Source organism: Pauljensenia sp. UMB10120, assembly GCF_030212035.1.
Classification (GTDB): Bacteria; Actinomycetota; Actinomycetes; order Actinomycetales; family Actinomycetaceae; genus Pauljensenia; species Pauljensenia radingae_A.
Map to the genome: position 1 here is coordinate 193,602 of NZ_JASODH010000001.1, position 13,742 is coordinate 207,343.

At 60.0% G+C, this 13,742-nt stretch carries 14 protein-coding genes; 5 read left to right on the top strand and 9 right to left on the bottom strand.

From position 1 onward, the window contains the following. The first annotated feature begins 7 nt into the window (after positions 1 to 7). Positions 8 to 994: an EamA family transporter RarD gene (rarD, locus tag QP093_RS00855; protein WP_285014098.1), complete on the top strand. Its 987-nt coding sequence runs from the start codon at positions 8 to 10 to the stop codon at positions 992 to 994. Here rarD and cmk read toward each other — a convergent pair. From cmk to xerD, 7 genes are read right to left on the bottom strand one after another with little or no spacing between them, the layout of a single operon-like run. Next, positions 946 to 1,704, bottom strand: a complete 759-nt coding sequence (gene cmk, locus QP093_RS00860) for a (d)CMP kinase (protein WP_092648580.1) — start codon at positions 1,702 to 1,704, stop codon at positions 946 to 948. The two genes, rarD and cmk, sit on opposite strands and share 49 nt — an antisense overlap. Before the next feature lie 10 nt (positions 1,705 to 1,714). Continuing rightward, positions 1,715 to 2,857 (bottom strand): prephenate dehydrogenase, encoded by a 1,143-nt coding sequence (locus tag QP093_RS00865; protein WP_285014099.1) that lies wholly within the window; start codon positions 2,855 to 2,857, stop codon positions 1,715 to 1,717. Next, positions 2,857 to 3,606 (bottom strand): pseudouridine synthase, encoded by a 750-nt coding sequence (locus QP093_RS00870; protein WP_058236677.1) that lies wholly within the window; start codon positions 3,604 to 3,606, stop codon positions 2,857 to 2,859. Before QP093_RS00870 ends, QP093_RS00865 begins: the two co-directional genes overlap by 1 nt. After that, on the bottom strand, positions 3,603 to 4,184 hold the full coding sequence (gene scpB / locus QP093_RS00875) for an SMC-Scp complex subunit ScpB (RefSeq protein ID WP_058236676.1): 582 nt from the start codon (positions 4,182 to 4,184) through the stop codon (positions 3,603 to 3,605). Before scpB ends, QP093_RS00870 begins: the two co-directional genes overlap by 4 nt. Continuing rightward, a complete protein-coding gene (locus tag QP093_RS00880) occupies positions 4,181 to 5,002 on the bottom strand; it encodes a segregation and condensation protein A (protein WP_257525459.1) in 822 nt (273 codons plus the stop codon). Before QP093_RS00880 ends, scpB begins: the two co-directional genes overlap by 4 nt. Then, positions 4,986 to 5,858: a ParA family protein gene (locus tag QP093_RS00885; RefSeq protein ID WP_193600039.1), complete on the bottom strand. Its 873-nt coding sequence runs from the start codon at positions 5,856 to 5,858 to the stop codon at positions 4,986 to 4,988. The genes QP093_RS00880 and QP093_RS00885 overlap by 17 nt, the downstream gene beginning before the upstream one ends. A gap of 27 nt (positions 5,859 to 5,885) precedes the next feature. Further along, positions 5,886 to 6,821 carry a site-specific tyrosine recombinase XerD gene (gene xerD, locus QP093_RS00890; RefSeq protein ID WP_285014100.1) on the bottom strand — a complete coding sequence of 312 codons (936 nt, stop codon included), beginning with the start codon at positions 6,819 to 6,821 and terminating at the stop codon, positions 5,886 to 5,888. A 150-nt stretch (positions 6,822 to 6,971) separates the two neighbouring features. Between xerD and tkt the strand changes: the two genes are divergently transcribed. From tkt to pgl, 4 genes are all read left to right on the top strand, one after another. Continuing rightward, on the top strand, positions 6,972 to 9,053 hold the full coding sequence (gene tkt / locus QP093_RS00895) for a transketolase (RefSeq protein WP_285014101.1): 2,082 nt from the start codon (positions 6,972 to 6,974) through the stop codon (positions 9,051 to 9,053). Between the two features lie 147 nt (positions 9,054 to 9,200). Further along, positions 9,201 to 10,739 carry a glucose-6-phosphate dehydrogenase gene (zwf, locus tag QP093_RS00900; RefSeq protein ID WP_285014102.1) on the top strand — a complete coding sequence of 513 codons (1,539 nt, stop codon included), beginning with the start codon at positions 9,201 to 9,203 and terminating at the stop codon, positions 10,737 to 10,739. Then, complete coding sequence (locus QP093_RS00905; RefSeq protein ID WP_285014103.1) at positions 10,736 to 11,686, top strand: glucose-6-phosphate dehydrogenase assembly protein OpcA; 951 nt, start codon at positions 10,736 to 10,738, stop codon at positions 11,684 to 11,686. The genes zwf and QP093_RS00905 overlap by 4 nt, the downstream gene beginning before the upstream one ends. Beyond that, positions 11,683 to 12,432, top strand: a complete 750-nt coding sequence (pgl, locus tag QP093_RS00910; protein WP_285014104.1) for a 6-phosphogluconolactonase — start codon at positions 11,683 to 11,685, stop codon at positions 12,430 to 12,432. Before QP093_RS00905 ends, pgl begins: the two co-directional genes overlap by 4 nt. 110 nt (positions 12,433 to 12,542) lie before the next feature. Here pgl and secG read toward each other — a convergent pair whose 3' ends face one another. Both secG and tpiA read right to left on the bottom strand, forming a co-directional pair. After that, positions 12,543 to 12,794: a preprotein translocase subunit SecG gene (gene secG / locus QP093_RS00915; protein WP_058236672.1), complete on the bottom strand. Its 252-nt coding sequence runs from the start codon at positions 12,792 to 12,794 to the stop codon at positions 12,543 to 12,545. Positions 12,795 to 12,961: 167 nt separating this feature from the next. After that, positions 12,962 to 13,741 carry a triose-phosphate isomerase gene (tpiA, locus tag QP093_RS00920; protein WP_058236671.1) on the bottom strand — a complete coding sequence of 260 codons (780 nt, stop codon included), beginning with the start codon at positions 13,739 to 13,741 and terminating at the stop codon, positions 12,962 to 12,964. Position 13,742: the final 1 nt, after the last annotated feature.

The following is a 13,742-nucleotide window of genomic DNA, read 5'->3' on the forward strand; positions in this document are numbered from 1 at the left end:
CACTGGCATGAACAAGGTTGGCATCGGTGTGTCCTTATTGGCATCCGTCACGTTCGCCGCTTTCACGTATATTGCCAAATTTACGCCGCCATTGAGCGGCACACAGTTGTGGGGCTGGCGCATCATGCTGACGGTACCCGGAATCATCCTCACTTTCATCGTGACCGGTCGCGGACGCTCCCTCGTGCGTGAAATACAGATCGTACGGGAGAACCCATCTCGACTGCTCAGCTACGCCTTTTGCGCGCCCATGCTGGCAGTGCAAATGCTGCTTTTTGGGTGGGCACCACAAATGGGCAGGACGCTTGAACTGGCACTGGGGTACTTCCTCATGCCGGTCGTTATGGTGTTGGCGGGGCGTTTCGTGTACAAGGAACGCATGAGTCCCCTCTCGGCTCTTGCGGCTGTACTGGCCGGATGCGCCGTCATCTATCAGGTCGTCTCGACAGGGCAGCTCGGGTGGGTCGCTCTCATCGTCGCTCTGGGATACCCCCTGTACTTCATGGTTCATAAGTATTTCCATACCGAGGGTGTCTCCGCGCTCACGTGGGAAATGATCCTCGCCTCTCCACTGGCACTATGGTTCGCACTGGCACGCGGTGGCGTCAATGTCCCACGAGAAAATCCCCGACTGATCTGGATCATTCTGCTGATCGGCGCTGTCTCAGTGGTCGCCATGATCGTGTACGCATTGTCTGCGCGGATGCTGCCGTACAGTGTGTTCGGGTTGATGACCTACGTCGAACCCGTCCTGGTCTCCCTGCTCGCTATGGCAGCTGGAGAGCGCATCAGTCCTGGCGAAATCATCTTGTATATCGGAATCTACACCGCTGTTGGCCTGTTGGGTGTGGACGGCCTGTTGGCAATTGTGCACCGTGAACGCTGGCGTGCCTTCCCAGCTCGTCCATGGATCAAACGTCGCCGCAGAAAGTCGCCGCGTTCCCGTCACTTCAGGCGCGATCGCACATCCCGGTCGATCAACTCCACCAACTGATCGACCACTTGATCAATTGTCAGATCAGAGGTGTCGATCGGCGTCACACCGGCCGCCGGTGTCATGAACTCCGACACTGTTGAATCCGCGGCGTCGCGCCCCTGGACCTGTGCACGCGTTGCTTCCAAAGCCTCCGCATCCACACGACCATACAGTTCCAGTGTCCGCCTGCGCAGCCGTGCTTCGGGGTCGGCACTCAGCAGCACCCTGACATCGGCATCCGGGCACACCACCGTTGTGATGTCACGGCCTTCAGCGACCATACCGTGACCGTTTGCGCGTGCTTCCATCATGCGGCGGCGCTGCTCACGCGCCATCCAGTGACGCACTTCCATATTGGTTGCCACCTGGGACACCACGCCAGAGATCCGGGGCGTGCGGATATCGAGGGTAATCTCCCGTTCCCCCATGAAGAAGTGGGGATCCTGTGGATCAGAGTCCATACGAAGCGGCATTTGGTCTGCTGCAGCCGTGACTGCGTGATGGTCAGCCAGGTCCACCCCAGATTCCAGGGCGAACCACGTGAGCGCACGATACATCGCACCCGTGTCGAGGTATCCGATGCCCACGCGCGACGCCACGCGTCTGGAGACAGTTGATTTTCCAGACCCTGCGCTGCCGTCGATGGCAACCGTGACGCCGACACGTTCAATTCCCTCACGCAACGCTGCATCGAAATCTGTAACAACTGGTGCGTCCTGGTCGCCCATCACACTGCTCCTACTCTGTACTCGCATGCGCAATAATGCGCCATCCGCGTTTAACCAACTCGACCTCCGCCTCACGCGCACGCGTCGGATCCACCATGATGCGAGCCACACCAACCCGCTGGCGGGCAGCATGGTCAACCGTGAAGTCTTCAATGTTCACGCCGATCGACCCCAGTTCCGTAAACAGGTGCCCAAGCTCGCCAGGCTCATCTGGCACCAGAACCTCAACCTCGGCGAAATGGACAGGAACGCCACCGTGCTTGCCCGGAATACGTTCGACTCCACGGTTGCCTGCTTCCATGACGCGGTTTACCGCACCGACCGATCCACCCGTCAACGGACCGTCTTGGGCGGCGCGATGCAGATGCTCGCGAAGGGCGTTTAAATCGCCACTGAGTGCATCCAAAACCTGCGTGATTGGACCAGCGTTGCCAGCCAGGATGACGGTCCACAACCGAGGGTCCGACGCTGCAATCCTGGTCGTATCACGCAATCCCTGGCCAGCCAGGGACAATGCTTCACTGGGTGCGTCCGCCAAGCGCGCGGCAAGCAGCGAGGACACCAATTGCGGCACATGAGACACCAGAGCAACTGCATGATCATGGGTGGAAGCATCCAGCTGCACAACAACCGCCCCAACATCTGTCGCCAACGTGCGGACCGCGACGATCGCCTTGTTCGATGAGGCCTCGTGCGCGACCACCACCCAGGGCCTGCCGATAAACAGGTCGGGATCTGCCGCCCCCGCGCCGGAGCGTTCACGACCTGCCATCGGGTGCGAACCAACGTATCGCGCTGCCAACGTGGCATCACCTGTGGATGTGGCCAGCTCCAGGACCTCCTGCTGCACGGCGCTCTTAACGGACGCCACGTCCGTGACAACGGCTTCAGGGTAGTCCTGCAAAGCGCGCACCACGCACTCCCCTGCCACGTCAGGTGGGGTGGCAACGACGACAAGGCGCGGCTCGGCGGTCCTCACCGTCTGCAGGGCTCGGCCCGCTCCCATGTCAACGGCAAGCTGCTCAGCGGTGGGAGATGCATCGCTGAGAAATACGTCGATCCCTCCCCTGCTCAACGCCAGGCCGAGGGAGGCGCCCAACAGACCAGATCCAATAATCAGAACTGGGCCATGCGTCCCGACTGCGCCTGCCATTACAGGCCTACGCAGGAGTACAGGCCGACGAGCATGTTCCCCTTCACGCGGCGCGTCGTGCCTGGTTGCAGGCGCTCGAGGCGAATAGGGCCGAACTCGGTGCGTACCAGTTCGCGCACTGGGAAGCCGACCGCATCCATGAGTCGACGCACCAGACGGTTGCGCCCCTCGTGCACGCGGATCTCAACAGCCGTGATGTCGCCGAAGGTTTCAACAACCCTGAAACCGTCAACGGCAATCGGACCGTCTTCGAGTTCAATTCCCTTGAGCAGCTGCTTGCGCACTTGAGGCTTGACCTCACCGTGGACGCGCGCCACGTATGTCTTGGGCACCTCATAGCTCGGATGTGTCAAACGGTTGGCCAACTCACCGTCATTGGTCAACAGCAACAGTCCTGACGTATCAATGTCCAGGCGTCCGACGTGATAGAGGCGCTCCGGGTAGTCTCCAATGATGTCGGTCAGACAGGGACGCCCCTCAGGGTCATCCATCGTTGAGACCATGCCGACCGGCTTGTTCAGCGCCATGACGATGTGTTTCGACTCGTCTGTGATCACCAGATCGCCGTCTACGTGGATAACCTGATGGCCGGGGTCGACACGCGTGCCCATCGCAGTTACTACATGGCCGTCCACGCTCACGCGTCCCTCGCGGATCAGCTCTTCGGCAGCGCGCCGCGAGGCGATTCCTGCTTGAGACAAGACCTTTTGCAGCCGAATTCCACCTTGTACGTGTGGATCGTTTCTCACAGTGTCTCCTCCATGTCATGAGCCAATTCGTCAAGCTCGTCGCTTTCGGGCAGGTAGGGTGCCAAGGGCACCAGCTCGTCCAGAGAGTTCATCCCCATGCGCTCCAGGAACATGTCAGTTGTCCCGTACATTCGGGCACCTGACGGCGCCAGCCCCACTTCTTCAATCAACCCGCGTGCCACCAGCGTACGCACAACCGAGTCAACATTCACGCCTCGAATGTGTGAGATTCGCGCCCGCGTCACCGGCTGGCGGTATGCCACCACCGCCAGTGTTTCCAATGCGGCCTGACTGAGTTTGGATGATTCGGAGCCGACGATGAAGCGGCCCACCATGGATGCCCACTGAGATGAGGAATAGATGCGCCACCCTCCAGCGGCGTGGCGCAGTTCGAATCCACGCGCCCTCGTGCCGGGGATTCGGCCCGCATACTCGTGGGCGAGGTGTTCCAGCGCGGTGGTCACATCATCTTCATCAGTGTCTAACGCATCAGCGAGTTGAGCGGCACTGACGGGTGCGTCGGCGACCATCAAGATCGCTTCCAGTGCGCAGTACAGCGCGTCGGACGGCTCACTCATTGTTCCTCCATTGACGAGGGCGTCTCCCCCTCGTAGTCATCGATCGGCACCTCGTCCAATGTGGTTCCGTTCCATTTCACCGTCAGTTCGCCCAGTGCTTCGGCCTGATCAAACTCAATAATAGTGCGGCGGAAAAGTTCCAGGACCGCCAGAAACCGCGACACCACGACAGCTGTGCTCTCAGCATCTGCGATGAGCGCGTGGAACGTCATCACCGGCTGGGCGCGCAGTTTATTCATGAGGATCGGAACCTGCGTGGCGACCGGGATCACCGGGTCGTGCAGGTGGGCGATCTGCACAGCAGGTGGGCGGTTGCTGAGCGCATCGGCCGCTAGGCGCGCAAGATCTTCGGCACTAATGGTCCACACCAGTTCAGGCAGCAGTGCAGCGAAATGCGGTTCCAGTGCGACGTCCCGGGCGTATGACCCGTCGAAATTTCCCAGTCGTGAAGCGATGCTACCGGCGGCCATTTTGAATGCCCGGTATTGCAGCAGGCGCGAAAACAGCAGGTCGCGTGCTTCCAGATCTTCCAGGTCGACATCTGTTTCATCGACGTCACGCGGGAGAAGGTGTGCCGCCTTCATGTTAAGCAGCGTGGCCGCCACGACGAGGAATTCCGTGGTGCGTGACAGGTCCGGGAATGCGCTCATGTGAGCGATGAACTCGTCGGTCACTTCTGCCAAGGCGACCTCGGTAATGTCGAGGCGCTTGCGTGAAATCAGCTGCAGCAGCAGATCAAAGGGACCTTCGAATACGTCCAGTGTGACTCGAAATTGATCGATGGTCCCTTCGTCAATGATCTCAGGCGACGCCACCACGAGCAACCACTTCTCGAGCCAGGCGGCGGTACGCTTGCGCTCCAGGATGCGTTGGTGCATACGTGGTGATCGGTTCAGTCGCCACCGACGCGTCAGGGAATTTCACCGTGCGACGGATCCTGGTCGAAAACACCAGGTCACCGAATGCTTCACTGAGCCGCTCCAGAACCTCACGCGTGTGCAGCGTGCGGGTATCGACCATCGTGGCCACGATTCCGTCAATGTTCAGCCGCGGGTTGATCCGGTCACGCACCGTCTCAATGGTCTCGACCAGTAGCGCCACACCTCGCAGGGCAAAAAACTCAGCCTCTACCGGCACGATCACGCCGTGGGAAGCGCTCAACGCGTTCACGGTCAGCAGGCCCAGTGACGGCTGGCAGTCAATGAGGATGACGTCGTATTCATCAGCCACCGAACGCAGCACACGTGCAAGAGCGGATTCGCGCGCCACTTCGTTGACCAGTTGGACTTCCGCAGCAGACAGGTCGATATTCGCCGGCAAGACGTCAAGATTGTCCACCGCCGTGGGCACGATCGCCGTATGTGCATCCGGTTTGGACGCCATCAGCAGCGTGTAAATCGTCTGGTCCAGTTCCAGGGCATTGATGCCCAGACCCACCGATGCGGCACCTTGCGGATCAAAGTCGACGATCAGCACACGCCTGCCGTATTCAGCAAGCGCGGCACCCAGGTTGATGGTCGTCGTGGTCTTACCGACGCCGCCCTTCTGGTTGCACATGGCAATAATGCGTGCAGGGCCGTGCCCTTTGAGCGGCTCAGGAACAGGGAAATCTTCTTCCTCGTTGGTGGTGCCACCCAAATCCGTTACCAATGCAGGTTGATCATCATGAGTCACGCTCTTAGCCTAGTTCATTGTGCCGCGTCAGTTGCGCAGCTGGGCACGTGGATGAGCGGATCGGTACACTTCACGCAGCGTCGTCGCCGTCAACCGGGTATAGATCTGCGTGGTCTGAACGCTGGCATGTCCGAGCAGTTCCTGCACGTCACGCACGCTCGCTCCGCCCTCCAGCAGATGCGTGGCAAAGGAATGACGCAGAGTGTGGGGCGATACTTTCGATTCCAGGCCGGCCTCACGAGCGACCCGTTGAATCGATTCCCACGCCGATTGGCGCGACATGGGTCGCCCTCGTAAATTCAGGAACAAATGCGAATCGCCTCGTCCTCGGGAGGCAAGCTCCGGGCGAGCACGCACCAGATAATTGCCCACTGCCTGACGTGCAGCGTGTCCCACCGGTACCAGGCGTTCCTTGCGTCCCTTGCCGAACAGACGCACGATCGGTAGTTCCTCATCCAGGTCGATGTCATCGACAGCCATTGCCAAAGCCTCTGACACGCGTGCCCCGGTGGCGTAGAGGACTTCGAGCAGCGCATGGTCTCGAATGCCGCGCGCCGAGTCGTCGCGCGCCGCCATATCCAGCAGGCGTGTCACCTCGTCAATACTGAGGGCTTTGGGCAGGCGCTCCCCCATTTTCGGTGAGTGCACATCCTGCGTCGGGTCGACCGTACCGTATTTTTCACGGATCGCGAAACGATGAAACCCTCGAATCGCTGCCAGTGCGCGCGCAATTGACGAGGGAGCCTTCGGTGCCGTTTTACCGTGAGGATGGGACAGGGTGGACAGATAATCTGCGACGTTGTCGGGGGTGACCGCCTTCAGATCCGTGACCCCACGTTGATGCAAGGCCTGAATATAGCCCTCGATGTCCCGGCGATAATTCGTCACCGTGTGCACCGATGCGCCTTTTTCCACCTGCAGGTAGCTCAGCCACTCCTCGGCAATACTGTCCAAAGCGTCCACGTGTGAATGCTAGACGATCAGGCCCAGGTGCGCGGCTGAAAGTCCTCGTCAGGGATCGCAGTATTCACGTAGACTAATCCTGCAGCCAATATCAGTGTTGTTCTGACCTGCGTCGCTCAACGTTGGGGCGCAGAAATTCTGGAGGATGTTGTGACATTGAAGTGGGACTCAATCGATGATCGAGCAGTTGCGACTGCCCGCGTGCTAGCAGCCGATGCCGTGGAGAAAGTGGGCAATGGCCACCCAGGCACCGCTATTTCGCTGGCACCTGCCGCGTATCTGCTCTACCAGCGCCATATGAAGTTTGACCCAACTGATGAGCATTGGCTGGGCCGCGACCGTTTCGTCCTGTCAGCAGGCCATTCGTCGCTGACACAGTACGTGCAGCTGTATCTGGCTGGCATGGACTTGGAACTGGAGGATCTGAAGTCACTGCGCACGTTTAAATCGAAGACGCCCGGTCACCCCGAATTCAAGCACACCAAGGGCGTGGAAGTGACCACTGGACCGCTGGGCACCGGCATCGGTGCGGCCGTCGGTTTCGCCATGTCGGCTCGCCGCAGCCACGGCCTGTATGATCCGGAAACACCGATGGGTGAATCCGTCTTCGATCACAACGTGTACGTCATTGCAGGTGACGGTTGCATGCAGGAAGGCGTCCAGTCTGAGGCCGCCTCATTGGCCGGAACGCAGCGTCTGGGCAACCTGACGGTTATTTACGACGACAACCACATCTCAATTGAAGACGACACGAATATCGCGTTCAACGAGGACGTTCTGGCGCGCTACGAATCCTACGGCTGGCATGTCCAGCGCGTTGACTGGCTCAAGGATGATGGCTCCTACGTCGAAGACATCCAGGCCCTGGATCATGCACTGAATGAAGCTGAGAAGGTCACCGACCGTCCCTCCATCATTGCGCTGCGCACCATCATCGGCTGGCCGACTCCGAAGAAGCAGAACACCGGCGGGATCCACGGATCCAAGCTGGGGGATGAAGCGCTGCGCGGCCTGAAGGAAGCGCTCGGCTTTGATCCAGAGGCGATGTTTGCCGCCGATGAAGAAGCCGTCAAGGCAGTGCGGGAAGCCACCGCGAAGCGCGCACGTGAGGCACGTGAGCAGTGGGATGAACGTTTCAACGCGTGGCGTGAGGCCCAGCCTGAACGCGCAGCGATGCTGGACCGTGTCCTGGCGGGCGCCCTTCCGGATGGGTGGGAATCAGTCCTGCCCGTGTTCGAAGAAGGCAAAGCACTGGCCACTCGTGCAGCCTCCGGTCAGGTACTCAACGCCATCAAGGACGTTTTGCCTGAACTGTGGGGCGGTTCCGCTGATCTGGCAGGATCGAACAACACCTACATGGACGGCTACCCGTCATTCCTTCCCGAGGATCGCTCCTCTGAGAAGTTCCCGGGCAACCCGTTTGGCCGTAACCTGCACTTCGGTGTACGCGAGTTCGGCATGGGTGCCGTGATGAACGGTATTGCCGCCGATCACCTCACCCGCGTGTACGGTGCGACATTCTTCGTCTTTTCGGATTTCATGCGCGGTGCGGTGCGCCTGGCGTCCATCATGGATCTGCCCGTGACCTACGTGTGGACCCACGATTCGATCGGTGTGGGCGAAGACGGCCCGACGCACCAGCCCATCGAGCATCTGGCAGCCTGCCGCGCGATCCCGAACCTCGCGGTTGTGCGTCCGGCGGATGCTGCAGAAACGGCTCAGGCATGGAAGTCGATCCTGGAACGTCAGCACCCCGCCGCGCTGATCTTGTCGCGTCAGGGTCTGCCAAACCCTGCCCGCGGCGACGAGGCCGGCCTGGCCGCTGCGGAGGGCCTGGATCGCGGCGCCTATGTGCTGAGCTGTGACGGCGATCCGGATGTCATCCTCCTGGCATCGGGTTCTGAGGTGTCAATCGCCCTTGACGCTGCTGCCACGTTGCGCGAAGAAGGTCGCAGCGTGCGCGTCGTGTCGGTTCCCTGTATGGAATGGTTCGACGAGCAGGACGAGGATTACAAGGAATCGGTCCTACCCAGCAGTGTGCGTGCCCGCGTCTCCGTCGAGGCTGGCATTGCGATGCCGTGGCACCGCTGGATCGGTGACGCAGGCCGAGCCGTGTGCATCGAGCACTTCGGTGAGTCCGCTGATGGCGCCCGCCTGTTCGAGGAGTTCGGCTTCACTGCTGAGGCAGTGGTGAGCGCTGCTCACGAATCACTGGATGCTGCAGCGAAGTAACACTGCTTTCTGCTGACATGAGGTATCGGCGCGGGGTGACGGCACATGGCCGAAGCCCCGCGTCGATCATGTCGTGGGCATGACAAGCTGAATCACGGCGATCTCGATACGATGGTGACCTGACACATGATCGATTGAGGAGTGTGCATGGACCCTTCATCGGATGACGCGACGATGCAGATACGAAGCTCCATGGATCGGAGGCTGCCCCGAATTGCGCCTCCTTGCGGCCTAGTCGTTTTCGGCATTACCGGTGATCTGGCGCGCACGAAGTTGCTGCCCGCTATCTACGACCTGGCACACCGCGGCCTCCTCAACCCTGCGTTCGCGCTGACCGGATTCGGCAGACGTGAGTGGGATCGTGAGGATTTTGAAGACTTCGCGCGCACCTCTATTGAGCAGCACTCTCGAACAAGGCTCGACGAGGGAACATGGAAGCATTTTGCATCCGGCTTGCGCTTCGTGTCCGGCTCATTCGACGACACTGACGCATACGAGGAACTGGCGCGGACGGTGCGTGAACTTGATGAATCCCGCGGCACCGGCGGTAATCACGCCTTCTACTTGTCCATTCCCCCCAAGTGGTTCCCGGTTGTCTGTCAGCACCTAGCGAACACTGGTCTGAACGAGCGTCAGGATAGTGAGTGGCGCCGGGTGATCATCGAAAAGCCATTCGGTCACGACCTCGAATCTGCCCGCGAACTGTCGGACGCAGTCTCGCGCGTCTTCGATGAGCAGGACGTGTTCCGTATCGACCACTATTTGGGCAAGGAAACCGTTCAGAACATTCTGGCGATGCGTTTCGCCAACACGATGTTCGAACCACTGTGGAATGCGCATTATGTGGATCACGTGCAGATCACGATGGCGGAGGATATCGGCATCGGTACTCGCGCCGGCTATTACGACGGTATTGGCGCGGCCAGGGACGTCATCCAGAACCATCTGCTTCAGCTCGTGGCGCTCACCGCGATGGAGGAGCCCATCAACTTGTCGCCTGAGGTGCTCAGGGCCGAAAAGCTGAAGGTCCTGTCCGCTATTCGTCTGCCCGAGGATCTGGCGACCTCAACAGCACGCGGTCAATACCAGTCAGGTTGGCAAGCCGGTCAATTTGTCAAGGGGTATCTCGACGAGGACAATATTCCCGCCGATTCGCACACCGAAACATATGCCGCATTGACATTGCACGTCGATACACGCCGGTGGGCTGGTGTTCCGTTCTATCTGCGTACGGGCAAGCGCCTGGGCAAACGTGTCACGGAGATTGCAGTTGTCTTCAAACGTGCCTCGCACGTCCCGTTCCAGCACTTTGAGATGGGAGAAACCGGGCACAACGTCCTCGTCATCCGTATCCAGCCCGATGAGGGAATGACGATTCGTTTCGGTGCGAAGGTTCCCGCAACAGAGATGCAAGTGCGCGACGTGACGATGGATTTTGGCTACGGCCATGCGTTCACTGAGGATTCCCCGGAAGCCTACGAGCGCCTCATCCTTGATGCGCTGGTCGGCTCCGCGCCACTGTTCCCCGATCAGGATGAGGTTGAGGCCTCGTGGAAAATCCTCGATCCGGTGCTGGATTTCTGGGCACAGCAGGGCCCTCCCGACCAGTATCGTCCCGGAACATGGGGACCTGAATCAGCTCACCAGATGCTGGCCCGCTCCAGCCGCGCTTGGAGGTTGCCGTGATTATCACCCTCAACGACACATCAGCCCTCGATATCGCCTCGCAGCTTCTGCAGATTCGTCAGGAACAGGGGGCTTCGGCGCTGGGCCGCGTGTTGACGCTGATCGTCGTGGTTGACGACCGGATCGACGTTGACCATGCGATTGAAATTTCGCAGGCTGCTTCTCACGAGCATCCCTGCCGCGTCATCGTGGTGGTGGAGCCGGTGCAGGCAGAACGCTCCAGCTCCCCGCGGGTCAATGCACAGATTCGCATGGGCAAGGACGAGGGGCCGTCTGAAGTCATCGTCCTGGAGCCTCGCGGCGACGCTGGTCAGGATCTGGATACCCTGGTTATGCCGCTGTTACTGGCCGATACGCCGGTGGTGACGTTCTGGCCCAGCATACCGCCTGAAAATCCTGCCGAGCATCCGCTGGGGCGACTGGCCGTGCGTCGCATTTCGGATTCACGGGAGACCGATACGCCCATCGATACACTGTTGCGCCTGTCCGAGGTGTACACCCCTGGGGACACTGACTTGGCGTGGTCCGGCGTCACGTTGTGGCGCGCACTGATCGCCACAATGGTCGAGGGGTTCAAGTCGGTACCCACCGCTGTGACCGTTCGCGGCCACCACACTCATCCGTCGTCGTATCTAGTGGCAGCGTGGCTTGCCGATGTGATGGGTATTCCTGCACGCGTCGACACCGATCCGACAGCTCAAACCATTACGGGTGTGCACTTCACGTTTGATGATGCCGAGGAAGCCTCGTTAACGCGCCCTGCCGGCTCGTCTGTCGCGCATGTCAAGCGTTCGGGTCTTGATCCTGTTGCGGTTAATCTTCCGCGGCGCAGTATTCAGGACTGCGTGATGGAAGAACTCAGACGCTTGGATCCTGACCTCATGTATCAGCACGTGATCGGCAATTTCCTGCACGACGTTCGTCGCGATTGCAAGGACCAGTCATGACTTCTTCTCCCCTGCCCCGTATCGTCACCGCTTCTGACCGTAAGAATCTGGCCAGCGCTGTTGCGCGCGAATTGTTGCCAATCCTCGTGCAGGACGCGCGTGAACACAGCGCTGACCGTCCCTTCGAGTGGGCTATCGCAGGCGGCGTCGTGCACGACGTTCTCGCCGATCTCGCCTCGATCATCGCTGACGAGGAGGACCTCGATGCCGACTGGTCGCATATTCGAGTGTGGTGGGTCGATGAACGCTTCGTTCAGGCCACCCACTCCGAGCGTAATGACCAGCAGGCCGTATCCGCGCTGTTCGCGCAACTGCCCGGTATTCAGCTGCGTCCCATGCCCTCCGACCGCGGTCAGGGACTCGATCAGGCGGCTGAGGACTATGCAGAACTGTGGCGCTCAGATATCGGTGACGGGGTGCTTGACTTTGCGCTGATCGGGATGGGACCGGATGGGCACATTGCCTCCCTCTTCCCGGGCCGCACGCACGAAGCTGATGGCGCGCCTGTTCTGGTCGTGCGCGATTCACCGAAAATGCCGCCGCTGAGGCTGTCGCTGCCGATGTCGACTATTGCCAGTGCCCGTGATATCTGGGTTGTCGCGCCCGGTGATTCGAAGGCTGACGCCCTGGCGGAGGCACTGGTGTTGGGCGCGCATGAGCAGGATCGACCGATTGCCGGTCTTCCACGCGATCGAAGCACGTTCTGGCTTGATACGGATTCGGCGCGCGGCCTGGAAATTCGCTGAATCACCGGGTCGTGGCCTCAGTCCCCGCGCACCCAGTCAATAGAGTAATCGCACGTGGGACGTTCACGTCTCACGTGCGATTACTGAAAGTTTGAGCGTAAGGTCGTATCTTAGCTGGCGACCGTGATCTTGGTCAGGAGCGCGTAGGCTACGATGCACACCACCCACACGATCAGAATTGCCAAGGTAATGCGATTCAGGTTACGTTCTGCCACGCCTGATGATCCCGCAGTGGTGGAAATGCCGCCGCCGAACATATCTGACAGGCCGCCGCCGCGCCCTTTGTGCATCAGCACTGTCAATACAAGCAGGATGCTGGCCAAAACGGTCAGTACGACAAGGATTATTTTCAGAGCAGTCACTGGTTTTCCATTCACATGCTGGGGACAACAGTAAGCAGTGTAGTGGTATAAGGCCGTCCAACACCAGTTGGGCGCGCGGCGCGTTACCTCACATCTCTGCCGCAGTTCGCCTGGCCGTCCTGAGTAGGGCGCGCCAGGCGAACTGTCAGAAGACCGGCGCGAGCCGATCAGGCATTCTTGTACAGAGCGATCTTCGAGAACTCCTCCGCCTTCAGAGAGGCGCCGCCGACCAGTCCGCCGTCAACATCAGGCTGAGCCATAATGTCAGCAACGTTCGTCGACTTCACGGAGCCGCCGTACAGAACGCGGACGCTGTCAGCCAGTTCCGGTGTGTACAGCTCTGCCAGACGTGCGCGGATCGCACCGCACACCTCCTGGGCATCTTCAGGTGTCGCAACCTCGCCGGTGCCGATCGCCCAGATGGGCTCGTAGGCAATGACGATCTTGGCAGCCTGCTCGGCGTCCATCCCATCGAGTGCACCGTCGATCTGAGCCAGGACGTGCTCGACGTGACGGCCTTCCTTGCGGACCTCGAGGCCCTCACCGCAGCAGATGATCGGGGTCATCCCGGCTGCCAGTGCAACGCGGGCCTTCTCGCCCACCAATGCATCGCTTTCGCCGTGGTATTCGCGACGTTCGGAGTGGCCGACGACAACATAGCTGACACCCAGCTTGGCGAGCATTTCAGCTGACACTTCACCGGTGTATGCGCCGGATTCGTGCGTTGAGATGTCCTGCGCGCCGTACTTGATCTTGAGGTTGTCACCCTCAACGACAGTCTGAACGGAGCGGATATCGGTAAACGGTGGGATGACCACAACTTCAACGTCGTCATAGGTGAAATTCGCGTCATCCAACGCCATTGCGAGGCCCTGGACCAAATGAACAGCCTCAAGGTGGTTGAGGTTCATCTTCCAGTTTCCGGCCATCAAAGGTGTACGTGCCATG